Here is a 24,939-nt window from a genome sequence, read left to right on the forward strand (position 1 = left end):
GTAGCCGGTAGCGCCATGATGGTGCCATGGTGATCGACCTGAACGCGGACCTGGGTGAGGGTTTCGGCATCTGGCGCCTCGGCGACGACCTGGCGCTGCTCGACATCGTCACGAGTGCCAACGTGGCCTGCGGCTTCCACGCCGGCGATCCGGTGACGATCAGGCGCACCTGCGCGGCGGCCGTCGACCGCGGCGTGGCGATCGGGGCGCAGGTATCCTACCGGGACCTGGCGCACTTCGGGCGCAGGGAGATGGACATGGAGCCGGAGGAGCTGTGCGCCGAGGTGCTCTACCAGCTCGCGGCCGTCGACGGCATCGCCAGGGCCATGGGCGGCCGGGCCTCCTACGTCAAGCCGCACGGCGCGCTGTACAACCGGATCTGCCGCGACGAGGTCCAGGCGGCGGCGGTGATCGACGCGGTGGCCGACTACGACCCCTCGCTGCCGGTGCTCACGCTGCCCGGGTCGGTGGTACACGCGGTGGCGGCGGCCGAGGGCGTGCCGACGGTGAGCGAGGCGTTCGCCGACCGCGCCTACACGCCCGCGGGGATGCTGGTCTCGCGCAGGGAGCCAGGCGCGGTCATCCACGACGCCGCCGCGGTGTCGGCCAGGGCGCGCCGGATGGCCGTGGAAGGCTCTGTGACGGCCTCTGACGGTAGTTCCGTACCTGTCTCCGCCCGGTCCATCTGCGTCCACGGCGACACGCCTGACGCCGTCAGGCTGGCGCGCGGGGTGCGGGACGAGTTGCTGGCGGCCGGAGTGGTCCTGCAGGCGTTCGCGTGATCCGGACGGCCGGGGAGCACGGGCTGCTGGTGGAGACCGGCTCGCTGGAGCTGTCGCACCGGCTGGACGCGGCGCTGCGGGCCGAGCGGCCCGAGGGGGTCGTGGAGATCGTGCCAGGACCGGAAACCGTGCTCGTGGTGGCGCCGGGGGCGGATCAGGCCCGGCTGCGCGCGCGGCTGGCTGAGGTGACCGCGCGGGAGCGGGACCGGGGCGGGGCAGGGACCGCCGAGGGGCCCGTGGTGACGATCCCCGTGGTCTACGACGGCGCGGACCTCGATTCGGCGGCGGCGCTGGCGGGGATCTCCGTGGCCGAGGTGATCTCCCGGCACACCGGGCGTGAGCTGGTGGTGGGGTGGCTGGGATTCGCGCCGGGGTTCGCGTATCTCACCGGGCTCGATCCCATGCTGGAGCTGCCCAGGCTGGACACGCCGCGGACCTCGGTGCCCGCCGGTTCTGTGGCGGTCGCGGGGCCGTACTCCGCGGTCTATCCGACGGCGTCGCCGGGCGGGTGGCGGTTGCTCGGGCGCACGTCCGTGCGGGTGTGGGACGTGGCGGCCGACCCGCCGTCGCTGTTCAGGCCGGGGATGCGCGTGCGGTTCGAAGCCTCATGATCGAGGTGCTGGCGCCGGGCCCGTACGCGACCGTCCAGGACCTCGGCCGGCCGGGGCTCGCGCACCTGGGGGTGCCGCGTTCGGGAGCGGCCGACGTGGAGAGCATGAAGCTGGCCAACAGGCTCGTGGGCAACGCCGAGGGGCTGGCGGCGATCGAGGTGACGTTCGGCCTGGCCAGGCTGCTGTTCCTGGACGCGGCGTGGATCGCGCTCGCGGGCGCGCCCGTGGCGGCGGTGGCCGGGATGGGGGCGCCGTTCTGGGTGCCCGCGGGCACGGAGCTGCGCCTGGGCGCGCCCTCCCACGGGTTGCGCACCTATCTGGCGGTACGCGGCGGGATCGCGGTGGAGCCGGTGCTCGGGAGCCGGTCCACCGACTCGTTGTCCGGGCTGGGTCCCGAGCCGCTGCGGGCCGGCACGCTGCTGCCCGTGGGGCCGCCGGAAGGCGTCATCTCGGCGGACTTCGCGCCGCTGCCCGAGCCGCGGCCGGCCGTGTTGCGGGTGCTGCCGGGGCCGCGCGACGACTGGTTCGTCCCCGGGGCGCTGGCCGGGCTGTGCGCGGGGCCGTACACCGTGAGTCAGGACAGCAACCGCGTGGGGGTGCGCCTGCACGGGCCCGAGGTGGGGCGGGCCAGGGAGGGCGAGCTGCCGAGCGAGGGCATGGTGACCGGGGCGATCCAGGTGCCGCCTAGCGGGCAGCCGATCGTGTTCCTCGCCGACCATCCGCCGACGGGGGGCTATCCGGTCATCGGCGTCGTACGCGCCGCGGACCTGCCGGTCACCGCCCAGCTCAGGCCGGGGGACGAAGTACGCTTCACAGTTCGGCCCGGCCGCTGACACAGGTGACGACGGAGCCGCCCACCCACACGCCGCCGTCCTCCTCGGTCACGCGCACCCGGCCCGAGCGGCCGAGCACGGTGCCCTGGCTCGCGACGTACGGTGCCTTGGCCCGGCCCGTGCGCAGCAGCCACTGGGCCAGGGAGGCGTTGAGGCTGCCCGTCACGGGGTCCTCGACGGTGGTGCCGTGCACGGGCGTGAACGCCCGCACCTCGAACGCGCAGGGCGACCCCTCCGGGTACGGCCCCGCCACGCCCACGTCGTGCGGCACCGGCCCCGGCCGCAGGGCGAGTACCGCCTCGGCGTCCGCCAGCAGCACCGCGACCCAGCCGGGACCGTTGTCGGCCCACTCGGCGTCCACGATCTCATCCCGCCCGATTCCCAGGGACTCGGCGATCCGCTCGACGAGCGGCTCCTCCACCGGCCCCGACCGCAGTAGCGGCGGCGCCTCGAATGCCGGTCCTTCGCCGGTCTCGCGCACCCGTACCAGCCCGGCCGCGCACTGCTGGACGACCTCACCGGCCGTGCGCGGCACTCCCCCGGCCTCCAGCCAGGCGTGGCAGCTGCCCAGCGTCGGGTGCCCGGCGAAGGGCAACTCGACGGTGGGGGTGAAGATCCGTACCCGGTAGTCGGCGGCGGGGTCGTCAGGTGGCAGCAGGAAAGTGGTCTCCGCCAGGTTCGTCCACGCGGCGAACCGCTGCATCTCCTCAGTCGTCAGGCCGGCGCCGTCAAGCACCACGGCGAGCGCGTTGCCGCCGTAGGGGGTGGAGGTAAATACATCAACCTGGACAAATGGGCGCGACATACGGCTCAGTCTCTCAGAGGGGGCTTTTCCCGTTAACATGCGGCCTTCAGACTGAGCCGTGTGGCGGATTTCGATTTAGTGGTCCTGGGTTCCGGACCAGGTGGACAGAAGGCCGCGATCGCGGCGGCCAAACTCGGCCGGCGCGTGGCGGTGGTCGAGAAGCGGCACATGATGGGCGGTGTCTGCATCAACACGGGAACGATCCCGTCCAAGACCCTCCGCGAGGCCGTCCTCTACCTCACCGGCCTCAACCAGAGAGAACTGTACGGCGCCAGCTACCGGGTCAAGGACGACATCACGGTGACGGACCTGGGGATGCGGACCCAGCACGTGATCGGCCGGGAGATCCAGGTGATCCGCAGCCAGCTCTCACGCAACCACGTATCGGTGCTGCAGGGCACCGGCAGGTTCCTGGACCCGCACACGATCGGTATCACCGACGAGGAGGCCATGACCGAGGAGACGAAGGTCACCGCGGACAAGATCGTCATAGCCACGGGCACGTCACCCGCCCGGCCGGCCAGCGTGGAGTTCGACGGCAAGACGGTCATCGACTCCGACGCGATCCTGCACCTCGACCGGGTGCCCGAGACGCTGGTCGTCGTGGGCGCCGGGGTGATCGGCATCGAGTACGCCTCCATGTTCGCCGCGCTCGGCACCAAGGTCACGGTGGTGGAGCGGCGCGACCGCATGCTGGAGTTCTGCGACCTGGAGATCGTCGAGGCGCTGAAGTACCACCTGCGCGACCTGGCGGTGACCTTCAGGTTCGGGGAGAGCGTCGCAGGGGTCGAGCGCCGCCCGCGCGGCGCGCTGACGCTGCTGGAGAGCGGCAAGAAGATCCCGGCCGACTGCGTCATGTACTCGGCGGGCCGGCAGGGCAAGACCGCCGAGCTGTGCCTGGACGCCGCCGGCCTGACCGCCGACGACCGGGGCAGGATCTCGGTCGACTCCAACTACGCCACGACCGTCCCGCACATCTACGCGGTCGGCGACGTGATCGGCTTCCCCGCGCTGGCGGCCACGTCGATGGAGCAGGGCCGGCTGGCCGCCCAGCACGCGTTCGGCGAGCCGGCGGGCGGCATGCACGAGTTGTCGCCCATCGGGATCTACACCATTCCCGAGATCAGCTTCGTCGGGAAGTCGGAGGACGAGCTGACCCGGGACAAGGTGCCGTTCGAGGTGGGCATCTCGCGCTACCGCGAGCTGGCCAGAGGGCAGATCATCGGCGACTCGTACGGGATGCTGAAGCTGCTGGTGTCCTCGCTCGACCGGCGGCTGCTCGGCGTGCACGTGTTCGGGACGGGGGCCACGGAGCTGCTGCACATCGGGCAGACGCTGATGGGCTGCGGCGGCACGGTCGACTACCTGGTCAACGCCGTGTTCAACTACCCGACGCTGTCGGAGTCGTACAAGGTGGCGGCGCTGGACGCCATGAACAAGATGCGGACGGTCGCCCGGCTCGCCTCGGACAGGTGAGCCGGACGGCCTTCGTCAGGACAGCGTCCACTTCTGGTTGGCGGCACCCGTGCAGGTCCAGATCTGCAGGCGGGTGCCGTCGGCACTGGTGTTGCCTGTGACGTCGGCGCACTTGTCAGCGGCGGGGTTGACCAGGTCCCTGCCCGCCGTGTGGGTCCACTGCTGGTTGGCGGCGCCCGTACACGACCAGAGTTGCAGCCTGCTGCCGTCGGCGGTGCCGTGGTCGGCGACGTCGAGGCACTTGCCGAGCGCGCGCAGCGTGCCGTCGCCTGGCCGGGTCCACCGCTGCGCGGCGCTGCCGTTGCAGGTGTGGAGCTGCACGGCCGTGCCGTCCGCGCTGCTGCCTCCGGCCACGTCGACGCACTTGCCCGCCAGGCCGGTGATCGTGCCGCCAGAGGCGCCCGACGGCGTGCCCGACCAGGTGAACGTGGCGGTGGTGCGAGCGGGCAGCGTGTAGACGAACGACTGGCCGCCCCAGTCGACCCTGATCGACTGCGCCGACGTGCCGCCGTTGTGGGCGATCAGCGCCTTGGAGCCGTCGGGGTTGCGCCAGGCGACGTTCTGGACCGTGCCGTTCGCGGTCGAGTCGATCCGGTACGCCCCCGGCTTGACGAACTTGGTGAGGTGGCCGGTCGTGTAGTACTCGATCGTGTAGTCCACCTGGCCCGCGCGGGCGCCGCCCTCCTGGACGGTGATCAGGCCGGTGCAGGTGCCGCAGCCGCCGTTGTGCGGGCCCATGTTCTGGTTCAGCGCGAGACTCCACTTGACCAGGCTGCTGCTCCAGTTGCGGGCGTAGGTGACGATGTCGGCCATGTCCTCGTTGTGCTGGTTGCCGATCCAGGTGCCGCCCGAGTGCTCGGTGCTGAACTGCGGCACCGACGGATACTGGCCGTGCACCTGCGTGCCGACCGCCGGGTCACCGTAGTAGCCGTGCCAGGCGATGCCGCCGAACAACGGGTCGTTCCTGATCGCGGCGTCCGCCAGGATCGGGCTGCCGATCTGGCCGTAGTCGCCGTAGTTCCAGTCGTGTACGAGCACCTTCGTGGTGATGCCGGCCGCACGGAACGCCGGGAAGACGAAGTTCTTGGTCAGCTCGATCAGGCCGGAGGCGTTCCAGGACATGCCCGGGTAGTTCATGGCGGTCGGGTTGGACGCCTGGCAGCAGTTGGGCTCGTTCTGGAGCGAGACGTAGTTCACCGGGACTCCGGCGGCCTGGTAGCTCTGGATGTACTTGACCAGGTACTGGGCGTACGTGCCGTAGTGCTCCCACTTCAGCCAGCCCATCTGGTCCATCCGGCCGTTGTCCTTCATCCAGCCGGGGGCGCTCCACGGGACGCCCTTGACCCGCAGCGCCGGGTTGAGCTGCTTGGCCTGGGCGGTCAGGAGCCGCACATTGGTGTCGTAGCCGTTGGCGCCGAAGTCGTTCAGGTCGCAGCAGGTGTCGTCGAGCGAGACCATGCCGGGGCGGGACAGGTCGGAGGCGCCGATCGGGTTGCGTACGAACGACAGCCCGATCCCCTCGGACGGCGAGAACAGCTTGCGCATCGCGGCGTCCCGGGTGGCCGCGCTGACCGGCCCGCCGCGCAGCAGGTACGCGGTCGTGTCGGTGATCGACGCGCCCCCGCCCTCGAACTGCTGGTATCTGGTGCCCTCGTTGACGGTGATCGTGTGGGCGGCGCCGCCGCCCGCGGGGCCGAAGGCGATCGGCGCCTGCTGCGCGAGGCCGCGCGTGACGGTACGGCCGCCGGAGTCGGACGTGGTGGTGAGCCAGACGTTCACGGGCTCGCCGGCGGCGAGGGCCGGGACCGGCACGGCCAGTCCTAAGACGGCCGCGGTGGCGAGCGTGAGCGCCCGCCGGAGGGTTCTGGACACGGCTGGGGCCTTTCTGGCAGGGGGTGATGCCTATGTAACAAATGAAACAAATGTGAAACAGGCTTCGCACTCAGCAGAACAACATGAGCCACCACTGTCGTCAAGTCAGCGGTCAGATGTAACAGATGAAACAGCGGGCTCAGCGCGGCACGGGCCCGGTGGAGGCGCGGACGATCAGCTCGGTGCCCAGCGAGACGTGCAGCGCCTCCAGAGTGTGCCTGCTGAGCAGCCGCATCAGCAGCGTGACCGCCATCCGCCCCATTTCCTCCAGCGGCTGGCGCACCGTGGTGAGGGCCGGCGAGGTGGCCCGGCTGACGTCGATGTCGTCGAAGCCCGCCACCGACAGGTCGCCGGGGACGCTCAGCCCCCGCTCGGCCGCCGCCCACAGCGCCCCTACCGCCATCTTGTCGTTGAACGCCACCAGCGCCGTCGGCCGCTCGGGCAGGTCGAGCAGCTCGCCGGCCGCGCGGTGGCCCTGCTCGGTGCTCGGCTCCGGAACGTTGCGCAGCAGCTCCGGGGTGGGCAGCACGCCGGCGTCGGCCAGCGAGGCGGTGTATCCGGCCAGTCTGGCCTCACTGGGCAGCCATTTCACCGGGCCGCCGATGATCCCGACGCGGCGGTGGCCCAGCCCGGTCACGTGGGCCATCAGCTTGCGACCGCCGGCGAAGTGAGCGGCCGACACGGCGGCGACGTCCTTCGGTGGCGGGGTCCTCGGGTCGATCACCACGAAGGGGAAGCCGCGGTCGCGCAGGCGTACGAGCTCCTCGCCCGGCTCCGGGGGCAGGATCAGGATCGCGCCCGCGACCCCGGGCAGACCGGGCAGGCCCGGCAGCACGGGCGCGCCCTGGGCGGCCTCGCCGGCGCCAAGGATCATCTGCCTGCCGTGCAGCTCGATCGTCTCCCCCACCGACGAGACGATGAGCCCGAAGTAGTCGCTCAGGACGTACGGGCAGCGCACGTAGACCGCGCCGGCCGCCGTCTCCCGCTCCGCGCGCGGCCTGGGCGCCTGGTCGCCGAGCCGGCCGACGGCGCGCAGCACCAGCTCGCGGGTCCGCGGGGCGACGTTGGCCTGGCCGTTGAGCACGCGCGAGACGGTGGCGATCGACAGGCCGGTCTCGGCCGCGACGTCACGCACCGTCGCGCGCGCCCGGCCGGCTCCTGCCGTCATCCACGCCCCCTGACCCCGCTTCGCCGTCAGGATATTCAGCGGGCGCGGCCGATCTCCACCCCGCGGTTCCCGGCTCGGCCCTCGGGGCCGTCACCGCCGCCGGACCGGTTCCTGGGAAGCCGGACCGGTTCCTGGGAGGAGGTGCCGCGGAACCGGCATCCGGTGGGCGTCTCTCAGGGCACGCCGGCGAGGCGTCCGCCGCGGGAGCGGGTCAGCCGGACGCGGGGCGGCGGCCGCGGGCCGGTGGTTTCTTACGGCCGGCCACCAGCGTGTCGCCCGGCGTGGGCGACGGCGTGGTGTCCTCGGCGCCCTTGGGGTCGCCGCTCTGTGGCCGCGGGCGCGGATGGGGAGCCGTGTCCTCGGTCCCCGACACCGCCGGTTTGTCCTTGGCGTCGGAGTCCTTGGTGTCGGAACTGTCCGGTTTTTCGGGCTCGCGGAAGGAGGCGATCACCCGGTCCGCCTCGCTGTCGGCGGCGAACTCGTCCGCCGCCTCGGACTCCCTGCGCCGGATCACGACCATGTGATCCACGGAGACCCGCCCGGCGCCGACGACGGCGAGAAGGAGGGAGGCGGCGCCCAGGAGGATCAGCTCGTTCATGCTGATCGGATTGAGCGGCGGCGCCACCACGAAGACGGCCAGGGCCTCGGCGAACAGGATCAGGCCGGTGGTCGACACCGCCAGCCCGGCGATCAGCAGCGCGCCGCCGATGAGCTCGGCGAGCATGGTGACCGTCGCCCAGGCGCCGGGCGCGGGGGCGCCCTGCTCGAGAAACCTCGCCCCGGTGATCTTCAGGCCGTCCTCGAGCTTGGCCCAGCCGTTGGCGAAGAAGATGCCGCCCACGCCTACGCGGGCGACTAAAGCAGCAAGATCACGAAGGGCCTGTTTCACGGTTATTGTCTGCCCTAAGCGGGACATAGCACACCTCAATCACGGCTGAGCAGCATGGCGACCACAACGGCCGTCAAACTGAGCAGGACGACACTGACGACCACGGTCGTGTGCAGGGCGTTGACGAAGGCCCACCGGGCGGCGTCGAGCAGCGCCCCGCCCGCGCTGCCGCCGACCTGGTCCGCGACGTGCGCGGCCGAGGCGAGCGACTGCCTGGCCTGGTCCATGCCTCCGTCGGAGACCCCGGGCACCGGGGGCAGACCTGGCGCGTACACGATCGTGGTGACCGTGCCGAGCACGGCCACGCCCAGGCCGGCGCCCAGTTCGTACGCCGTCTCCTCGATCGCCGCGGCGCCGCCCGCCTGGGACTCCGACGCGGAGGACATGATCGTGTCGGAGGCGGCGAGCAGCGCCACCTGCACCCCGAACCCGATGCCGACGAAGCAGATCGCCAGCATCACGGGATGGCCCTCGACGCCCCAGCCCAGCGTGGGGGTCAGGGCGAGCGCGACGAGGCCGAGCCCGCCGCTCATCGTGGCCCGCATGCCGATCCGCGACAGGATGTGGGCCGCGGCGAGCCCGCCGAGCACGGCCGACACCACCAGCGGCAGCATCCGGATCGCGGCGCGCAGCGGGCTGTCACCGAGCACGAGTTGAAGGTATTGGGCGAGCATGAGCTGCAGCCCCACCAGCGCGAAAACGCCGAGCAACACGCCCGCGACGCCGGTGGTGAAGTCGCGCCTGCGGAACAGCCCGACCTCCAGCAACGGCGTTCGCAGCCGCGTCTGCCGCCGGACGAACACGACAAGAAGCCCGAGACCGCCCAGGAACACCAGCAGGGACGCCCACAGCGGCATGAGACTGCCTGAACCCGCCTCCTTCAGCCCGAAGGCCAGCGCGAGGATGCCGGCCACCGACAACACCGCGCTGACGGCGTCCCAGGAGCCCCGTTGGCGCTCGCGCGACTCGGGCAGCAGGCGTACGGCGGCGGGCAGCAGCACGAGCAGGATCGGCACGTTGATGAGGAAGACGGCGCCCCACCAGACGCCGACGAGGATCCCGCCGATGAGCGGCCCCACGGCCGCGCCGGCGGCGGCGACCGCGCTCCAGACGCCCAGGGCGATGGCGCGCTCTCGCCGGTCGGTGAACACCTGGCGGATGAGCGAGAGCGTGGCCGGCATGATCATCGCGCCGCCGACGCCGAGCAACGCCCTGGCCAGGACCAGGGTCAGCGGGGTCGGGGCGAACGCGGCCGCCGCCGAGGCCACGCCGAACAGCACGAACCCGTACAGGACCAGCCGCTTGCGGCCGTACCTGTCGCCGAGCGTGCCGAACATGATCAGCAGCGGCGCCACCACGAGCGAGTAGATGTCGATGATCCACAGCAGCTGCACCGCGGAAGGTTCGAGGGCGGCGGTGAGCGCGGGCACCGCGATGTGCAGGACCGTGGCGTCGACGGTGATCAGCAGCAGGCTCGCGCAGAGCAGGACGAGGATGGACCAGCGGCGGTCGTGGCACTCCCGGTCGGCAGTCCGTACGGGGGGTGCGGCCTGTGTGACGGTCATGGGTCTCCTCGCAGGCCGATCCGTGTCACAGGGCCCGCTCGTGCTGTTGGTCGACAGACCTCGGAGCCGCGCACTCGGCTGCTCTTTCCGGCCGAGCTCCTTGACCTGGCTCCTCGGCTCCCGGCTTGCGTGGCAGCTTAGGCCATGTCAGGCACTTGTCATAGCGGTATCGGATGATCCGCCGTCCGCCGTACCTCTCTAGAGAGATACAGCCATATGTCGGGATCTATCCAAGATTCGTTCGGCAGTCGATCATGGGTTCCGTGGGGACCGATCCAAACACCAGAAATGACCACATTCCGGATAGGTCCTCACGTGAATGGTGTGAAGAGGCCCTGAACAGGCTGAACGCCGGCCGCCCCGAGTCCGCGCTCGACGCCGCGCGCCGGGCGGCCGACCTGGATCCCACCGCGGAATGGGCGCACCGGCTCATCAGCCTCGCCCACGAGCGGCTGGGCCGGGACGCCGACGCGGCGCGGCCTGCGGAACGGGCGGTGGAGCTGGCGCGCGGCTCCTGGGCGGCCCGCCTGCGCCTGGCCGCGATCCTGCGCCGCCTGCCCGGACGCTGGCGGGAGGCGGCGGCGCAGGCCGAGCTGGCCGGGAAATTCGCGCCGGAGGAGGCCGATCCCCAGGTCATGCTGGGCGACCTCGCCCTGTCGAGCGGGGACCACGCCCGTGCCGGTCAGGCGTACCGTGCCGCGCTCGCCATCGACCCCGGGCACCCGCAGGCCCACGTGAACCTGGGCCTGTCCCTGCTGCACTGGGATCACCCCCGCCCGCACCACGACCCGGCCTGGCCTGTGGACCCGCGCGAGACGGGCCGGGCCAGGCGCGCCCTGGAGGTCTGGTCCCGGCAGGTCCGCCTGCTGGTCGCCGTGGCCACGGTCGCCGTCGCCGTGTGCGCGCTCCTCTTCGACTGGGGCGCGCAGGCCAGGCTCGGCGGCTTCGCCGTACTGGTCCTGCTGGTGCCGCTCACGGTGAGGCAGGCGCGGCGGGTCGGCGTCTGGCCGTACGTGCCCGCGATGCTCAGCAGGGATCCCTGGCTGGGGGCGGCCGTCGTGTCGGCGGCGCTGGCGGTGGCCGCGTTCGCCGCCTGGCTGCTGCTGAGCGCGGTGCCCGCCGTGCCCGCCGCGTTCGACCCGGTATGGGCGGGGCTGGCGGGCATCGTGGTGCTGGGCTGGCCCGCGCTGGCGGCGGTGCGCGCGCTGGCGGAGGCGTGGCGCGGCCGTCCGCTCCGGGCGCTGGCCGAGACGGCGCGGGCCGGGCCGGGCTCGGCCGAGCGCACCGCCAGGCGGAACACCGGCGTCACGCTCTGGATCCTGCTCGGCAGGACCTGGTCGGTACTGGTGCCGCTGGCGGGCGTGGCGCTCGCGGTGGAGCCCAGGGCCGCCGTGGCCGCGGTGGCGGTGCCGTACCCGATGCTGCGCGGTTACCTGCGCGCCCGCCACCGTGACCGGTGGCTGTTCACCGCGACCTGCCTGGTCGTGCTGGCCGCCGCGGCCTGCGCGGCGGGCGGGCTGCTGGGGTCGGCGTGGGGCTGGCGGATCGGACTCGGCGCGCTCGGCGCGGCGACGGTCGTGTTCGTGGCGTGCGCGGCGCGCGCCTGGTGGCGGGGCGCGCCGGGGCCGTGGCGGTCCTCCCTGATCATGTGCGACCTGCCCATGGGCGCCGCGCCGTCCGTCGCGATGACCCCCGAGGTACGCCAGGCCTTCTCGTACGCCCGCAGCGTCGTCCTGTCCTACGGCGGCCCGCTCGGGCCCAGGGTCGTGGGCGCGGCGGCGTCCGTCACCTCGTCCGGCGAACTGCGGCTGATCGCGGGGACGGAGGCGTGGGAGGCGATCGAGGCCGACCCGAGGGTGGCGGTGTTCGCGGCGGACCCGCTGCAGCGCCGGTTCTGGGTGGAGGTGCGCGGCATCGCCCAGGCCGACTCGGACATCCTGCGCGTCACACCCAAGGAACTACTCGTGGGCGAATTCCCGGGCCGGCATCAGCGCCGCTAGCTAGAATCTTGTTCTATGCGTACTCTCCGCACTCCCGAGGAGCGCTTCGCGAACCTGCCCGGCTTCCCCTACGAGCCACGCTACGCCGAGGTGCCCGGCGGGCTTCGCATGGCGTACGTCGAGGCGGGCCCCGAAGGCGGTGAGCCGGTCGTGCTGCTGCACGGCGAGCCGACCTGGTCGTTCCTCTACCGGCACGTCATGCCCGAGCTGGCCGCGGCCGGGCTGCGCGCGATCGCCGTCGACCTGGTGGGGTTCGGCCGCTCGGACAAGCCGGCCGACGTCGCCGACCACACCTACGCCAGGCACGTGGAGTGGACCCGCGCCCTGTTGCTCGACGCGCTCGGCCTGCGCGGCATCACCATCGTCGGCCAGGACTGGGGCGGGCTCATCGGGCTGCGGATCGCGGCCGAGCACCCCGGGAGCGTCGCCAGGATCGTGGCGGCCAACACGGGGTTGCCCTCGGGTGACATTCCCATGCCTGACGTGTGGCACCGGTTCAAGGACACGGTGGCCAAGGCGCCGGTGCTCGACATCGCCCGGCTGGTCCAGTCGGGCTGCACGAGCGCGCTGCCGGAGGAGGTACGGGCCGCGTACGACGCGCCGTTCCCGGACGAGTCGTACAAGGCGGGTCCCCGCGCCATGCCCGGGCTCGTGCCGATCACGCCTGACGACCCCGCCGCGCCCGCCAACCGCGCTGCCTGGCGGATTCTCACGACGCTCGACCGGCCGTTCCTGGTGGCGTTCTCCGACCGTGATCCGATCACCGGCGGCATGGCGCCCATTCTCCGCAAATCGATCTCGGGCGCCTCTGGCCTGGCACATCCCGTGATCAAGGGCGCCGGGCACTTCCTCCAGGAGGACGCCGGGGCGGAGCTGGGGCGTCAGATCGCCGTTTTCGTGACCTCCACCTAGCGTGTCAGGCCCGCCCAATAGTCGGTCCGGTGCGGTATAACCGGGGGCGGACCGGGGAGGCGTGATGCGTGAGTCCGGCAGTGCCCAGACCGCGGGGCGGGCCACGGCGCGGGATCTGTTCGAGAAGGTGCGAGAGCGTTATTTCCGCATTCCCCCCGCCGCGCGCCGGGTGATCTACGTGGTCGTGCTCGTCGCCGTCATGGCGATCGGCGCGGCGCTCGGCTGGGATCTGCTCAAGACCTTCCCCCTCGTGGTCCTGCTGCTCGCGTTCGTGGCGCTGACCATGCGCTTCCCCCGCGCCGCCGCCACCGCCCTGGTGGTCGCCGGCTGGGTCGTCCTGGCCGTGCCGGTGTTCGGGACGCTGTTCCCGCCCGGGGCCTTCTCCCTGCACCTCATGGTCGCGCTGGCCCTGCCCGTCGCCGCCGCCGCGCACCTCATCCGCTGGGTGACGCCGTGGATGACCACCCTCATGGCGCTCGTCCCGGCCGGCGTGCTCGGCGCCGCCGTCTCCCCGATCTCCGACGTCGGCGCGCTCTGGACCGCCTACGCCGCCGCCTGCGCCGTGCTCGTCCACCGGCTCCTGCAGGCCCGCCGGGCCAAGGCGGCCGGCGCCGCGGTCGAGGAGCAGGTCCGGGTGAGGGTCCGCGAGGGCAGGCCGGAGCAGCCGCACGACAGGAGCGCCGCGCCGCCGCAGATCTCCGTCGAGGAGGCGCTCAGCGAGCTGGAGAGCATGGTCGGCCTGGCGCCGGTCAAGGAGCAGGTGCGCTCGATCGCCGCCTCCATCGAGGCGTCCAGGCTGCGGGCCGAGGCCGGCTACACCACCGACCGGCCGACCAGGCACTTCGTCTTCGTCGGCCCGCCCGGCACCGGCAAGACCAGCGTGGCGCGCGCGCTCGCCAAGATCTTCTACGCCTTTGGCCTGCTGCAGACCCCCTACGTCGTCGAGGCGCAGCGGGCCGACCTGGTGGGCGAGTTCCTGGGCGCGACCGCGATCAAGACCAACGAGCTGGTCGACAGGGCGCTAGGCGGGGTGCTGTTCATCGACGAGGCGTACGGCCTGGTCAACTCCTCCGACGGGCAGCCCGACAGGTTCGGCGCCGAGGCCGTGCAGACGCTGCTCAAACGGGCCGAGGACGACCGCGAGCGGGTCATCATCATCCTGGCCGGCTACGAGCAGGAGATGAGCGCGTTCTTGTCCAGCAACCCCGGCCTGGCCAGCAGGTTCGCCACCCGGGTGCGCTTCCCCGGCTACTCCCCCGCCGAGCTGGTCGAGGTCACCGAGCTGCTCCAGAAGCGCCGGGGCGACACGATGGACGACGAGACCGGGCGGGCGCTGCTCGGCCTGTTCGAGGACGTCCACCGGCGTGGCCTGGTCGACGAGCTGGGCAACGCCAGGTTCGCGCGCAGCCTGGCCGAGGCCGCCGCGCAGGCCCGCGACGTACGCGTGGTGGGCGCCGGCGGCACGCCGACCACGCAGGACCTGGTGACCACCACGACGCCCGACGTCACCAAGGCGTTCGACGAGCTGACCGCGCGCTTCCGCGGCTACGTGGCCACGCCCACCCTGGAGGAGGCGCTGGCCGACCTCGACGCGATGGCGGGCCTCGCGCCGGTCAAGCGGCAGGTGCACGCGATCGCCGCCCAGCTCCAGGTGGCGCGGATGCGGCAGGAGCGCGGGCTGCCCACGCCGCCGCAGATGCGGCACTTCGTGTTCGCCGGCCCGCCCGGCACCGGCAAGACCACGGTCGCCCGGGTCGTGGCCCGCATCTTCGCCGCGCTCGGCCTGCTGTCCAGACCCGACGTGGTCGAGGCCCATCGGGCCGACCTGGTCGGCCAGCACCTCGGCGCCACCGCGATCAAGACCAACGAGCTGGTCGACAGGGCGCTGGGCGGGGTGCTGTTCATCGACGAGGCCTACAGCCTGGTCAACCCCGGCTACCAGGGCGGCGACGCGTTCGGCTCGGAGGCCGTGCAGACCCTGCTCAAGCGCGCCGAGGACGACCGTGACCGGCTGGTCGTCGTGCTGGCCGGCTACCAGCGCGAGATGGACGCGTTCCTCGCCACCAACCCGGGCCTGGCCAGCCGGTTCAACCAGCGGGTCGCCTTCCCCAGCTACTCACCGCGCGAGCTGTCGGAGATCGCGGTGCTGCTGGCGGAGAAGTCCGGCGACACCTTCGACGAGGAGGCGCTGCGCGACCTCGACGAGGTGTTCGACTGGGTGTGCGAGGAGCGGCTGATCGACGGGCTCGGCAACGGCCGTTTCGCCAGGTCGCTGTTCGAGCGGGCCGCCATGCGCCGCGACGTGCGGCTGGCCGCCCACGCCGCGCGTGGCGGCGCGGCCACCTCGGCCGACCTCACCACGATCACGAGCGAGGACGTCCGCACCGCGGTGGATGAGATTTCCGGACGTTAACCATCTTTGAAGGTTGCGTGCGGCGCGACGCTCACATGGTGTAGCACTATGACTACGGTGAGCCGCGCTCAGCGGTCCACCGCCCGGTGGCGGAGTCCGCACCCGCCGTGGACGGCTTGGGGTGGTCCACGGGCGCGTCGCGGGGCTCACGCCTGCATGCCGTGCGCGTCGGAAGGGGAGCGATGGCGGGGTTCCTGGCCCGCAGGCTGCTCAACTACGCCGTGCTCGTCGTGGTGGCCGCCAGCCTCGCCTACCTGCTGGCGGCCACGGCACTCGACCCGCGCTCCAACTACGCCGACCGCACCCCCAAGCCGCCGCCCGCCGTGGTCGACGCCCAGCTCACCGAGCTCAACCTCAACGACAAGACGCCGCTGCTGCAGCGCTACGCCACCTGGGCGGGCGGCGTGCTGCACGGCGACTTCGGCAAGGCCGTCGCGGGCTCGCCGGTCAACGACGATCTCAAGCGCCGCATGGGCGTCACGTTCCGGCTGGTCGTGCTCGGGCTGGTGTGCGGGAGCCTGCTCGGGGTCCTCGTGGGCGCCCTCGCGGCGGTCCGCCAGTACGGCTGGTTCGACCGGCTCTCGACCGGCGTGTCCTTCGTGGTGCTCGCCGTCCCCGTGGTCGTGCTGGCCAACATGCTCATCCTGGTGGCGATCTGGGCCAACGACCGCGTGTTCGGCCACCAGGTGTTCCTGGTCAGCGGCGAGTACAGCGACGGGCACGACGCCGGGTTCTGGGGGCACGTGATCGACCGGCTGCAGCACCTGATCCTGCCCACGGTCTCGTTGTCCGTCGGGCTCATCGCGGTCTTCAGCCGCTACCAGCGCAACATGATGCTCGACGTGCTCGGGGCCGACTTCGTACGCACGGCCAGGGCCAAGGGGCTGAGCAGGCGCAGGGCGCTCACCAGGCACGCGCTGCGGACGGCGCTGATCCCCGTGGTGACCTACTTCGCGTTCATGTTCGGCGCGCTGCTGACCGGGGCGACGTTCACGGAGAAGATCTTCGGCTGGCACGGCCTGGGCGAGCAGCTGATCAACTCCATCTTCACCAACGACGTCAACACCGTCGCGGCCATCTCCCTGCTCGCGGCGGTCTCCGTGCTGTGCGCCTCGCTGGCCGCCGACCTGCTGCACGCCGCGCTCGACCCGAGGGTACGCGCCCGATGACGCTTTCCGACGAGGAGCTGGCGGAGGAGCTGACCGAAGGCGTCACGAGCAGGGCGCCGTCGCGGACGCGGGTGGTCGCCGGGCGCTTCTTCGGCTCGGTGCAGGGGTGGATCGGGTTCGTGACGCTGGTGCTGATGTTCCTGCTGGCGTTCGCCGGACCCTACTTCAGCAAGTGGAGCTACACCGACAAGGACTTCATGGCCTTCCTGCAGCCGCCGTCGGCCGCCCACTGGTTCGGAACGCTCCAGACCGGCGCCGACGTCTACGCGGTGACGCTGCGCGGGATGCAGAAGTCGCTGATCGTGGGGCTGCTGGCGGCGCTGGTGTCGACGGCGCTGGCGGCCGTGGTCGGGGCGTTCGCCGGCTACTTCCTCGGCTGGACCGATCGGGGGTTGAGCTGGCTGACCGATCTGCTGCTCGTGTTGCCCGGGTTCCTGATCCTGGCGATCATGTCGCCGCTGTTCGGGGCGGGTCAGTGGCCGCTGTTCGTGATCATGCTGGCACTGTTCCTGTGGATGGTCACCTCGAAGATCGTGAGGGGGATGGCGATCTCGCTGAAGGAGCGCGAGTTCATCCAGGCGGCCCGCTACATGGGGGTGCCGCCGGTGCGGATCATCTTCCGCCACGTGATCCCCAACCTGTCGTCGCTGCTCATCGTGGACGCCACGCTCAACGTCAGCTCCGCGATCCTCACCGAGACCTCGCTGTCGTACTTCGGGTTCGGGATCCAGCCGCCCGACGTGTCGTTCGGGACGCTCATCGCCGACGGTTCCAGGACCGCGTTGTACGCGCCGTGGACGTTCTGGTTCGTGGCGGGGCTGCTGGTGGTCACCGTGCTCGCGGTCAACCTCATCGGCGACGCGCTGCGTGACGCGTTCGACCCGTCGGCGAAGAGGGCGCGATGAGCGCGGTTCTGGAGGTCGGCGACCTCAGCGTGTCGTTCGGCGAGGTGGCCGCCGTACGCGGTGTCAGCTACGCCGTACGCCCGGGCGAGGTCCTCGGCATCGTCGGCGAGTCCGGCTCAGGCAAGTCCGTCACCTCGGCCGCCGTGATGGGGCTGCTGCCGCCGGGGGCGCGCGTCACCGGGTCCGTACGCCTGCGGGGCAGGGAGCTGATCGGAGCCCCTGAGCGGGAGCTGACGTCCTTCCGCGGCAAGAGCATGTCCATGGTGTTCCAGGACCCGCTGTCCGCGCTGACCCCCGTCTACCGCGTGGGCGACCAGATCGCCGAGGCCGTACGCGTCCACCAGCGGGTCAGCAAGGAGACGGCCATGGTCAAGGCCGTCGAACTGCTTGAGCTCGTCGGCATCCCGCATCCCGCCGAGCGGGCGCTGGCCTTCCCGCACGAGTTCTCCGGCGGGATGCGGCAGCGCGTGGTGATCGCGATGGCCATCGCCAACGACCCCGATGTGATCATCTGCGACGAGCCGACCACGGCGCTCGACGTCACCATCCAGGCACAGGTGCTTGAGGTGCTGAAGAGGGCCCAGCAGAAGACCGGCGCCGCGATCGTCCTGATCACGCATGATCTCGGGGTGGTGGCCGGCTTCGCCGACCGCGTCCTGGTGATGTACGCCGGCCGCCCCGTCGAGGTGGGCGACGTGGACGACATCTTCTACCGGCCGCGCATGCCGTACACCGTGGGCCTGCTCGGGTCCGTCCCACGGGTGGACAGGGGCGGGCGGCGGGCGCTGACGCCGATCGAGGGCAACCCGCCGTCGCCGGCGGCGCTGCCGCCCGGGTGCCCGTTCGCGCCGCGCTGCCCGCTGCGGATCGACGCGTGCGACGAGCGGGAGCCGCCGCTGTTCGACGTCGGAGCCGGGCACCGGGCGGCCTGCATCCGCTGGGAGGAGGTGCGCCCGTACACCCGCGGCCGGCACGCCGCGCCCGCGGGCCCTCCCGCGCGCCGGGCACGCGAGGAGCGGACGGTCCTGGAGGTCCACGATCTGGTCAAGGAATATCCGCTGCTGAAAGGCGCGGTGTTCAAGCGCAGGGTCGGCACGGTGCACGCGGTGGCCGGGGTCGACTTCGACATCCGGCAGGGCGAGACGCTGGGGCTGGTCGGCGAGTCCGGCAGCGGCAAGACGACGACGCTGACGCAGATCCTGGAGCTGGCCGCGCCGCAGGAGGGCAGGATCGTCGTGCTGGGGCGCGACACGGCGCGGCTCTCCGGCGGGGAGCGCACGCGGATCAGGCGCGACATGCAGGTCGTCTTCCAGGATCCGCTGGCCTCACTCGACCCCCGCATGACCGTCTACGACATCCTGGCCGAGCCGCTGCGTACGCACGGGGAGCGCCGGCCGGGGCGGCGGGTCGGCGAGTTGCTCGCCCTGGTCGGACTGGATCCGCCGCACGCGGCCCGCTACCCGCAGGACTTCTCCGGCGGCCAGCGGCAGCGCATCGGCATCGCCAGGGCGCTCGCGCTGGAGCCCCGGCTGCTGGTGCTGGACGAGCCGGTCTCCGCGCTCGACGTGTCGATCCAGGCCGGTGTGATCAACCTGCTGGGTTCGCTGAAGGCCCGGCTCGGACTGTCGTATCTGTTCGTGGCGCACGACCTGGCCGTGGTGCGCCACATCGCCGACCGCGTCGCCGTCATGTATCTCGGCAGGATCGCCGAGATCGGCCAGGTGGACGCCGTCTACGACGCCCCGGCGCACCCGTACACGCAGGCTCTGCTGTCGGCGATCCCGCTGCCCGACCCGGTACGCGAGCGCTCGCGGGAGCGGATCCTGCTCGAAGGCGACCTGCCCAGCCCGGCCCACCCGCCGTCGGGCTGCCGGTTCCGCACCAGGTGCCCGAAGTTCCGCGCCGAGCTCACCGACCAGGAGCGCACGGCCTGCGTGACCGTCGAGCCCGAGGTGCGGTCGCTGGGCGAGGACCAGGGAGCCGCCTGTCATTACGCAGAGAGGCGCGAAGTCATATAGATGTCGCTCAATCAGGAGGAATTGCCTCGATGAAAGCATCACGCCTTGTCATGGCCGTCGCCGTGGCCGGCTCGCTGTGCCTGACGGGCTGCGGGGGCGGCCCGCAGGGCGGCCCGGGGAGCCCGGGCGCCACCGGGGACGAGCGGACGATCAGGGCCTTCGACATCAACCCGCAGCCGCGTGACAAGGTCAAGGACGGCGGGACGCTGCGCTGGGGCATCAACGAGTTCCCCGCCCAGTGGAACCGTAACCACGTCGACGGCAACCTGGCCATGGCCGCCGTGATCAGCAACGCGCTGCTCCCCGGGCCGTTCTGGTCCAACGAGAAGGCGGAGATCTCGGTGGACCGAGACTACGTGCTCGCCGCCTCGGTCACGGCGCAGCGGCCCAAGCAGGTGGTGACGTACACACTGAATCCGAAGGCGAGGTGGTCCGACGGCAAGCCCATCACGTGGGCGGACTACCAGGCGCAGTGGCAGGCGCTCAACGGCAAGGACTCCGACTATCACATCGTCTCGTCCACCGGCTACCAGGACATCGAGAAGGTGGCGCGGGGCAAGGACGACCACGAGGTGGTGGTGACGTTCGCGCGGCCGTTCGGGGACTGGCAGGCGCTCTTCGCGCCGCTGCTGCCCGCCTCCACGAACGGGTCGCCCCAGGCGTTCAACACCGCCTGGCTGAACAAGATCCCGGTGACGGCCGGGCCGTTCAAGTTCGGCGGGTTCGACCAGACCGCCAAGACGATCACGCTTTTGCGCGACGACGGCTGGTGGGGCAACCGGGCCAAGCTCGACCGGATCATCTACCGGTCCTCGGAGCAGGACTCGCTGATCGGCGCGTTCAGCAACGGCGAGCTCGACATCATCGACGTCGGGCCGTCGGCTCCCGACTACGCGCGCGCCAAGGCGACGTCGGGCGCCCACGTACGCCAGGCGGCCGGCCCCGACTTCCGGCACTTCACCTTCAACGGGTCGAGCGAGCTGCTCAAGGACCAGAACGTACGGCAGGCCGTCCAGCTCGGCATCGACCGCCAGGTCATCGCGCGCTCCGACCTCCAGGGTCTGGACTGGCCGATCGCGCTGCTGAACAACCACTTCTTCATGAACACGCAGGAGGGTTACCAGGACAACGCCGGGAGTCTCGGCGTGCACGACCCCGGCAGGGCGCGGCAACTGCTGGACGCGGCCGGGTGGAAGCTGAGCGGCGCGGTCAGGCAGAAGGACGGCAAGACGCTCGAGCTGCGGTTCGTGGTGCCGTCCGGGGTCCAGCTCAGCAAGTCGGAGGGGGAGCTGGCGCAGAGCATGCTCGCGCAGATCGGGGTGAAGCTCACGATCCAGGCGGTGCCCAGCGACGACTTCTTCAGCAAGTACGTCATTCCCGGCAATTTCGACATAACGCCCTTCGCCTACATCGGGACGCCTTTTCCGGTTTCCAGTAGCTATGGGATCTATGCGAACTCGCCTGACGGGCGAACCTGGAACGCCAACTTCGGGCGTACCGGATCGGCGGCCATCGACCAGGCCATGAGCAGGGCCGCCCAGACGCTGAACCCGGCGCGGGCCGGTACACAGGCGAACAAGGCCGACAGGCTGCTCTGGCAGCAGGTCAACGTGCTCCCGCTCTACCAGCGCCCGCAGAACGTCGCGACCCGTGAGACGCTGGCCAACGTGGGAGCGCGCGGCTTCTACAACCTCCGCTACGAGGACATCGGATTCACGGGCTGACCCGTCGCCGGCGTCTGGCCGTCACTCGCTGCCTAGACGGACTAGGCGGATGTGTCTGCCATGACGCGGTCGACGATTCCCCTGGTGCCCTCCTCACGAGCGCAGTGGGCGCAGCAGTACCAGTGGTCGCCCGACTGGACCCCGTGCCCGATGACCTTGGTGCCGCAGTGCTCGCACATCGGCGCCATCGCCTCGATCGCGCACTGGAAGCAGTCGAACGTGTGCACCGCTCCCTGCGCGTGCACCTCGAACGCCATGTCGTAGTCGTTGCCGCAGGATTCGCAGACAGCCATGGTGATCCCCTTCGAAGTCCATTCCGCCCGGGGGATACCCGGTTCCGTGGTCTCCTTTCCCCAACGGCACCCCATATTCGCCCCGGGTCACGATCGGCGCAGCAGGAACCGGGCCACCAGTGGCAGCCCCAGGAACCCGAGGGCGGCCAGCGCGGCGGGCAGGCCGAGCCACCCGCTCAGCCACGCCACCAGGAGCGGGCTGACGACGAACCCCGTGTACGAGATCGTCGACACCCCCCACACCAGCGTCCCGCTCGGATCGTCGGCGGCCGACCGGCTGAGCAGGGCGGGCACCAGCGGGCCGAGCGCCAGCCCCGTCACCGCGAACCCGGCCATGGACGCCGGCACGCTGCCGCCCAGCCCGGCCAGCGCGATACCCGCGCCCCCGCCCACGCCGCCGACCAGGTACAACGCCCTGAGGGGCACCAGGGGCAGCGCCTGCATGATGAGCCGGCCGGCCGTGAGCGCCGCCATGTAGACCGACGGCGCGGCGCTCGACACGAGGGGCGTGGCGTCCCGATGCTCCTCGAGAAGCAGCACCGACCACTGCTCCACCGAGTTCTCGATGACGAGTACGCAGGCCGCGAGCGTCCCGAGCACGACGGCCGCGCCCCACAACCCGTGCCTGTCGTGCCCCGAGGCGGCGACCGGGGCACCGCGTCCCACGGGCAGGGCGATCAGCGGCAATGCCGCGGCGATCACGATCAGGGCCACCACCAGCAGCACGACGCCGACGCCGAGGCCGAGCGAGCGTGCCAGCCCGGTGGCCGGGGCGGCCACGATGACCGCGACGGGGAAGGCGGCGTGTACCGCCTGGAAGAGCCTGCGGCCGCTCTCGCGCTCGACGCGGCCCGTGGCGAGGTTCAGGACGACGTCCAGCGCTCCGCTGGCGGCGCCGACCACCAGCAGCGCCAGGGCGAGCTGCCACGGCGTGGCGACCAGGCCGATCCCGGCGACGGCGAGCGCGAACGCGACCGTGCTCACCGTCAGGGCGAGCCGCTCCCGTCCCCGCGCCAGCCGTCCCGCCAGGGCCATCGCGGGCAGCGCCCCGACCGGTACGGCGCTCAGCGCCAGCCCCAGATCGCCAGCCGAGATCCCCAGCTCCAGCTTGATGGCGGGCAGGAGGGCCGACCAGGAGCCCCAGAACACGGCCCAGGCCGCGCAAACCGCGATGAGCGGCATCCATATCCCCCTTGCGGTAAAGCTTCCTTGATATCCCGGGCAGTGACGGGTCCGTTTTCGTCCCTGATGTACGGCGGCTGTCACATCGGGGCGGGCTGTCGTGTCTTTGTAGTGGAAGGACGAGTTACGGAGATTGACATGACCCAGCGGATCAACATCGCCAAGCAGGTGCCCCAGGCGTACCACCACCTCCTGCAGGTGGAGGAGCTGCTGCGCGAGAGCGAGCTGCCGCGGAGCACGATCGACCTGGTCAAGCTGCGCGCCAGCCAGATCAACGGTTGCGGCTACTGCGTCGACATGCACAGCCGGGACCTGAAGAAAGAGGGCGAGAGCGACGAGCGCCTGTGGTCGGTGGCGGCCTGGCGCGAGGCCACGGTCTACACCCCGGCCGAGCGGGCCGCGCTGGCCCTGACGGAGGAGGCGACCCGGCTGGCCGATCGCGAGGCCGTGCCGGACGCGGTGTGGCAGCAGGCGAGCGAGCACTACAGCGAGCGGCGGCTCGCGCTGCTCGTCGTGGCGATCGCCATGATCAACGCGTGGAACCGGATCGGCGTGACCGCCCGGCTGACCCCGGGGACCTGACGCCGGCCGGGGAAGACCGGCTCACTCCGTGGAAATGCATTGAGCGAGCCGGTCTCCCCGGATTAGGTTGTCGCGCATGGCGGGCGACGAGCGCCCGTCAAGCCGCCCTCGAGATCGGCGGCGCACTGTGGCAGGAGGAGAGAGCGGACACGGTTCGGAAGGGGAGACCATGAAACGCGTCAGAGTCACGAAGTCGACACCCAAGCAGCGTCCCCGGCCGGTCATCGAGCTGGACCTGCGGTCGCCCGCGGGCCGCAAGCTTCCCTATTGATTTACTTCTTACACCGAACTTACGTGTGTTTCTGTAGATAACATCGGTAACAGAAATATCACGGGGGGCTCACGATGAAGAGGCTTGTGGCAGTGCCGCCGCACGTCGCCAGGCACAAGATCCGCGACATCCGATCGGCGGACCATCCCAAGCCGCCGGCCGATCCCAAGGTGATCGATCTGCGGGCCTACACGGGCAAGAACGTGATCCTCTTCCCCGGCCCCACCTCGGCCGCCTGATCGACCGGCGGCCGGGCTCAGCCGTAGAGCTTCTTGGCGTAGGACTCGCCGTAGTAGCTCTCGAGCTCTTCCAGGCTCTCTTCGACCTTCTGCACGTCCTTGACCAGCCTCGCGTGCGAGGGCAGGCCGTCCTCGCCCCAGCTCTCCGGCTTCCACAGCGCGGAGCGCAGGAACGACTTGGCGCAGTGGAAGAAGATCTGCTCGATCTCCACGACGAGCGCGAGGTGCGGGCGGTGGCCCTTGACGATCATCTCGTCGAAGAACGGGGCCTCGCGGACGAGCCGGGCCCGGCCGTTGACGCGCAGGGTCTCGTTGCGGCCGGGGACGAGAAAGATCAACCCCACATGCGGATTTTTCAGGATATTGAGGAATCCGTCCGCCCGACGGTTTCCCGGACGGTCGGGGATGGCGATCCTGGTGTCGTCGATGACGTGGACGAACCCGGCCGGGTCGCCCTTGGGCGAGACGTCGCAGCTCCCCCGATCGTCGGAGGTCGCGATAAGGCAGAACGGCGAGGCCGCCAGCCAGTCGCGGTCACGCTCGTGCAGGCGTACGCGTTCCTTGGTCGCCGCCCTCGGCATGACTTCGCCGAGTAAATCGCGCAACTCCGCCTCGGACCCGATCTCCGCCCAGCTCATGTGATCTCCCTTCGAGGGTTTCCGCTATTTTCTCAGGGGATCGGATCCAGCATCCGGCGGGGTGACCGCAGGGCGAGACTGACCTGGTCCTCCCGTGTTTCCGAGAGCCCGGGACCCGGGCGCACCTCGGCCTCCTCGATCGGGACGGTCCTCCCGCAGGTGGCGCAGAGCGTGGTCGCGTCGATCCTGGCGCCGCAGGTCACGTGGTGGAACAGGCGCCGGGGGCCGGTCTTCGTCAGGTGGCGCTCACCCCACTGTGAGATGGCGAGCACGGGCAGCCAGAGCTCGCGGCCCGTGGCGGTCAGGACGTACTCGTCGCGCGGTGGCGCGTCCTGGTAGCGGCGCCGGTCGAGGATTCCGGCGTCGACCAGCGTGGACAGCCGCTGCGACAGGACCGCCCTGGGGATGTCGAGATGGGCCAGGAAGTCGCCGTAGCGGCGTACGCCGTACATCGCGTCACGGACCACGAGCAGCGTCCACCGCTCGCCGATCAACTCCAGGGCCCTGGCCAGGGAGCAGTCCTGGCCGTCGTAGTTCTTGCCGAGTGCCATGGGCCCAGGATAGTTCATTCATTGAACCGTGATAACGTCCG

General features: G+C 71.2%; 22 protein-coding genes. 13 read left to right on the forward strand and 9 right to left on the reverse strand.

Annotated features, from left to right (window positions below):
* Window positions 1-26 precede the first annotated feature (26 nt).
* Genes ITP53_RS16890 through ITP53_RS16900 form a run of 3 tightly spaced genes read left to right on the forward strand, consistent with a single transcriptional unit; the run spans window position 27 to window position 2,226 of the window.
* A complete protein-coding gene (locus tag ITP53_RS16890; RefSeq protein ID WP_195896345.1) occupies window positions 27-782 on the forward strand; it encodes a LamB/YcsF family protein in 756 nt (251 codons plus the stop codon).
* Window positions 779-1,393 carry a 5-oxoprolinase subunit B family protein gene (locus ITP53_RS16895; protein ID WP_195896346.1) on the forward strand — a complete coding sequence of 205 codons (615 nt, stop codon included), beginning with the start codon at window positions 779-781 and terminating at the stop codon, window positions 1,391-1,393. Before ITP53_RS16890 ends, ITP53_RS16895 begins: the two co-directional genes overlap by 4 nt.
* Window positions 1,390-2,226, forward strand: coding sequence for a 5-oxoprolinase subunit C family protein (locus ITP53_RS16900; protein WP_195896347.1), 837 nt, complete (start codon window positions 1,390-1,392; stop codon window positions 2,224-2,226). Before ITP53_RS16895 ends, ITP53_RS16900 begins: the two co-directional genes overlap by 4 nt.
* Here the strand turns inward: ITP53_RS16900 and ITP53_RS16905 are convergent.
* Entirely contained in the window at window positions 2,204-3,031 is an 828-nt protein-coding gene (locus tag ITP53_RS16905) for a PhzF family phenazine biosynthesis protein (RefSeq protein ID WP_195896348.1), read from the reverse strand. The genes ITP53_RS16900 and ITP53_RS16905 overlap by 23 nt on opposite strands.
* Window positions 3,032-3,091: 60 nt before the next feature.
* Between ITP53_RS16905 and sthA the strand changes: the two genes are divergently transcribed.
* Window positions 3,092-4,507: a Si-specific NAD(P)(+) transhydrogenase gene (gene sthA, locus ITP53_RS16910; RefSeq protein ID WP_195896349.1), complete on the forward strand. Its 1,416-nt coding sequence runs from the start codon at window positions 3,092-3,094 to the stop codon at window positions 4,505-4,507.
* Between the two features lie 15 nt (window positions 4,508-4,522).
* Here the strand turns inward: sthA and ITP53_RS16915 are convergent, their stop codons facing one another.
* The 4 genes from ITP53_RS16915 to ITP53_RS16930 form a co-directional block, all read right to left on the reverse strand.
* Window positions 4,523-6,379 (reverse strand): ricin-type beta-trefoil lectin domain protein, encoded by a 1,857-nt coding sequence (locus ITP53_RS16915; RefSeq protein ID WP_195896350.1) that lies wholly within the window; start codon window positions 6,377-6,379, stop codon window positions 4,523-4,525.
* Between the two features lie 139 nt (window positions 6,380-6,518).
* A complete protein-coding gene (locus ITP53_RS16920; protein ID WP_195896351.1) occupies window positions 6,519-7,547 on the reverse strand; it encodes a LacI family DNA-binding transcriptional regulator in 1,029 nt (342 codons plus the stop codon).
* 211 nt (window positions 7,548-7,758) lie between these two features.
* Window positions 7,759-8,436: a DoxX family protein gene (locus ITP53_RS16925; RefSeq protein WP_195896352.1), complete on the reverse strand. Its 678-nt coding sequence runs from the start codon at window positions 8,434-8,436 to the stop codon at window positions 7,759-7,761.
* Between the two features lie 35 nt (window positions 8,437-8,471).
* On the reverse strand, window positions 8,472-10,001 hold the full coding sequence (locus ITP53_RS16930; RefSeq protein WP_195896353.1) for an MFS transporter: 1,530 nt from the start codon (window positions 9,999-10,001) through the stop codon (window positions 8,472-8,474).
* Between the two features lie 254 nt (window positions 10,002-10,255).
* On the opposite strand from ITP53_RS16930, the gene ITP53_RS16935 reads away from it, so the two are divergent.
* From ITP53_RS16935 to ITP53_RS16965, 7 genes are all read left to right on the forward strand, one after another.
* Entirely contained in the window at window positions 10,256-12,001 is a 1,746-nt protein-coding gene (locus tag ITP53_RS16935) for a tetratricopeptide repeat protein (protein ID WP_207756041.1), read from the forward strand.
* Between the two features lie 15 nt (window positions 12,002-12,016).
* Window positions 12,017-12,913 (forward strand): haloalkane dehalogenase, encoded by an 897-nt coding sequence (locus tag ITP53_RS16940; protein ID WP_195896355.1) that lies wholly within the window; start codon window positions 12,017-12,019, stop codon window positions 12,911-12,913.
* 64 nt (window positions 12,914-12,977) lie between these two features.
* Window positions 12,978-15,326: an AAA family ATPase gene (locus ITP53_RS16945; protein WP_195896356.1), complete on the forward strand. Its 2,349-nt coding sequence runs from the start codon at window positions 12,978-12,980 to the stop codon at window positions 15,324-15,326.
* 182 nt (window positions 15,327-15,508) lie between these two features.
* Window positions 15,509-16,495, forward strand: a complete 987-nt coding sequence (locus ITP53_RS16950) for an ABC transporter permease (RefSeq protein ID WP_195896357.1) — start codon at window positions 15,509-15,511, stop codon at window positions 16,493-16,495.
* Window positions 16,492-17,400 carry an ABC transporter permease gene (locus tag ITP53_RS16955; RefSeq protein ID WP_195896358.1) on the forward strand — a complete coding sequence of 303 codons (909 nt, stop codon included), beginning with the start codon at window positions 16,492-16,494 and terminating at the stop codon, window positions 17,398-17,400. Before ITP53_RS16950 ends, ITP53_RS16955 begins: the two co-directional genes overlap by 4 nt.
* On the forward strand, window positions 17,397-19,418 hold the full coding sequence (locus ITP53_RS16960) for a dipeptide ABC transporter ATP-binding protein (RefSeq protein ID WP_195896359.1): 2,022 nt from the start codon (window positions 17,397-17,399) through the stop codon (window positions 19,416-19,418). Before ITP53_RS16955 ends, ITP53_RS16960 begins: the two co-directional genes overlap by 4 nt.
* 29 nt (window positions 19,419-19,447) lie before the next feature.
* On the forward strand, window positions 19,448-21,142 hold the full coding sequence (locus tag ITP53_RS16965; protein ID WP_207756042.1) for an ABC transporter family substrate-binding protein: 1,695 nt from the start codon (window positions 19,448-19,450) through the stop codon (window positions 21,140-21,142).
* Window positions 21,143-21,183: 41 nt separating this feature from the next.
* Here the strand turns inward: ITP53_RS16965 and ITP53_RS16970 are convergent, their stop codons facing one another.
* Both ITP53_RS16970 and ITP53_RS16975 read right to left on the reverse strand, forming a co-directional pair.
* The gene (locus ITP53_RS16970) at window positions 21,184-21,435 is read right to left on the reverse strand and encodes a hypothetical protein (protein WP_195896360.1); all 252 of its coding nucleotides are present in this window, start codon (window positions 21,433-21,435) and stop codon (window positions 21,184-21,186) included.
* An 87-nt stretch (window positions 21,436-21,522) separates the two neighbouring features.
* Window positions 21,523-22,617, reverse strand: a complete 1,095-nt coding sequence (locus ITP53_RS16975) for an MFS transporter (protein WP_195896361.1) — start codon at window positions 22,615-22,617, stop codon at window positions 21,523-21,525.
* 138 nt (window positions 22,618-22,755) lie between these two features.
* Between ITP53_RS16975 and ITP53_RS16980 the strand changes: the two genes are divergently transcribed.
* Together ITP53_RS16980 and ITP53_RS16985 are read left to right on the forward strand one after the other, a co-directional pair.
* Complete coding sequence (locus ITP53_RS16980) at window positions 22,756-23,199, forward strand: carboxymuconolactone decarboxylase family protein (protein WP_195896362.1); 444 nt, start codon at window positions 22,756-22,758, stop codon at window positions 23,197-23,199.
* Window positions 23,200-23,544: 345 nt separating this feature from the next.
* A complete protein-coding gene (locus ITP53_RS16985; RefSeq protein WP_195896363.1) occupies window positions 23,545-23,709 on the forward strand; it encodes a hypothetical protein in 165 nt (54 codons plus the stop codon).
* A gap of 17 nt (window positions 23,710-23,726) precedes the next feature.
* Here ITP53_RS16985 and ITP53_RS16990 read toward each other — a convergent pair whose 3' ends face one another.
* Together ITP53_RS16990 and ITP53_RS16995 are read right to left on the reverse strand one after the other, a co-directional pair.
* Window positions 23,727-24,347: a pyridoxamine 5'-phosphate oxidase family protein gene (locus ITP53_RS16990; RefSeq protein ID WP_195896364.1), complete on the reverse strand. Its 621-nt coding sequence runs from the start codon at window positions 24,345-24,347 to the stop codon at window positions 23,727-23,729.
* Between the two features lie 32 nt (window positions 24,348-24,379).
* A complete protein-coding gene (locus ITP53_RS16995) occupies window positions 24,380-24,898 on the reverse strand; it encodes a winged helix-turn-helix transcriptional regulator (protein WP_195896365.1) in 519 nt (172 codons plus the stop codon).
* Between the last annotated feature and the right edge of the window lie 41 nt (window positions 24,899-24,939).

This window comes from Nonomuraea cypriaca (genome assembly GCF_015645445.1).
In the GTDB taxonomy this organism is placed as follows: domain Bacteria; phylum Actinomycetota; class Actinomycetes; order Streptosporangiales; family Streptosporangiaceae; genus Nonomuraea; species Nonomuraea cypriaca.

Coding starts and splice junctions, on each gene's coding strand:
- ITP53_RS16930 (WP_195896353.1), bottom strand. CDS start 10,001: ATGACCGTCACACAGGCCGCACCCCCCGTACGGACTGCCGACCGGGAG.
- ITP53_RS16905 (WP_195896348.1), bottom strand. CDS start 3,031: ATGTCGCGCCCATTTGTCCAGGTTGATGTATTTACCTCCACCCCCTAC.
- ITP53_RS16955 (WP_195896358.1), top strand. CDS start 16,492: ATGACGCTTTCCGACGAGGAGCTGGCGGAGGAGCTGACCGAAGGCGTC.
- ITP53_RS16990 (WP_195896364.1), bottom strand. CDS start 24,347: ATGAGCTGGGCGGAGATCGGGTCCGAGGCGGAGTTGCGCGATTTACTC.
- ITP53_RS16980 (WP_195896362.1), top strand. CDS start 22,756: ATGACCCAGCGGATCAACATCGCCAAGCAGGTGCCCCAGGCGTACCAC.
- ITP53_RS16985 (WP_195896363.1), top strand. CDS start 23,545: ATGAAGAGGCTTGTGGCAGTGCCGCCGCACGTCGCCAGGCACAAGATC.
- ITP53_RS16960 (WP_195896359.1), top strand. CDS start 17,397: ATGAGCGCGGTTCTGGAGGTCGGCGACCTCAGCGTGTCGTTCGGCGAG.
- ITP53_RS16940 (WP_195896355.1), top strand. CDS start 12,017: ATGCGTACTCTCCGCACTCCCGAGGAGCGCTTCGCGAACCTGCCCGGC.
- ITP53_RS16995 (WP_195896365.1), bottom strand. CDS start 24,898: ATGGCACTCGGCAAGAACTACGACGGCCAGGACTGCTCCCTGGCCAGG.
- ITP53_RS16950 (WP_195896357.1), top strand. CDS start 15,509: ATGGCGGGGTTCCTGGCCCGCAGGCTGCTCAACTACGCCGTGCTCGTC.
- ITP53_RS16945 (WP_195896356.1), top strand. CDS start 12,978: ATGCGTGAGTCCGGCAGTGCCCAGACCGCGGGGCGGGCCACGGCGCGG.
- ITP53_RS16890 (WP_195896345.1), top strand. CDS start 27: ATGGTGATCGACCTGAACGCGGACCTGGGTGAGGGTTTCGGCATCTGG.
- ITP53_RS16900 (WP_195896347.1), top strand. CDS start 1,390: ATGATCGAGGTGCTGGCGCCGGGCCCGTACGCGACCGTCCAGGACCTC.
- ITP53_RS16975 (WP_195896361.1), bottom strand. CDS start 22,617: ATGCCGCTCATCGCGGTTTGCGCGGCCTGGGCCGTGTTCTGGGGCTCC.
- ITP53_RS16970 (WP_195896360.1), bottom strand. CDS start 21,435: ATGGCTGTCTGCGAATCCTGCGGCAACGACTACGACATGGCGTTCGAG.
- ITP53_RS16965 (WP_207756042.1), top strand. CDS start 19,448: ATGAAAGCATCACGCCTTGTCATGGCCGTCGCCGTGGCCGGCTCGCTG.
- ITP53_RS16920 (WP_195896351.1), bottom strand. CDS start 7,547: ATGACGGCAGGAGCCGGCCGGGCGCGCGCGACGGTGCGTGACGTCGCG.
- ITP53_RS16935 (WP_207756041.1), top strand. CDS start 10,256: ATGGGTTCCGTGGGGACCGATCCAAACACCAGAAATGACCACATTCCG.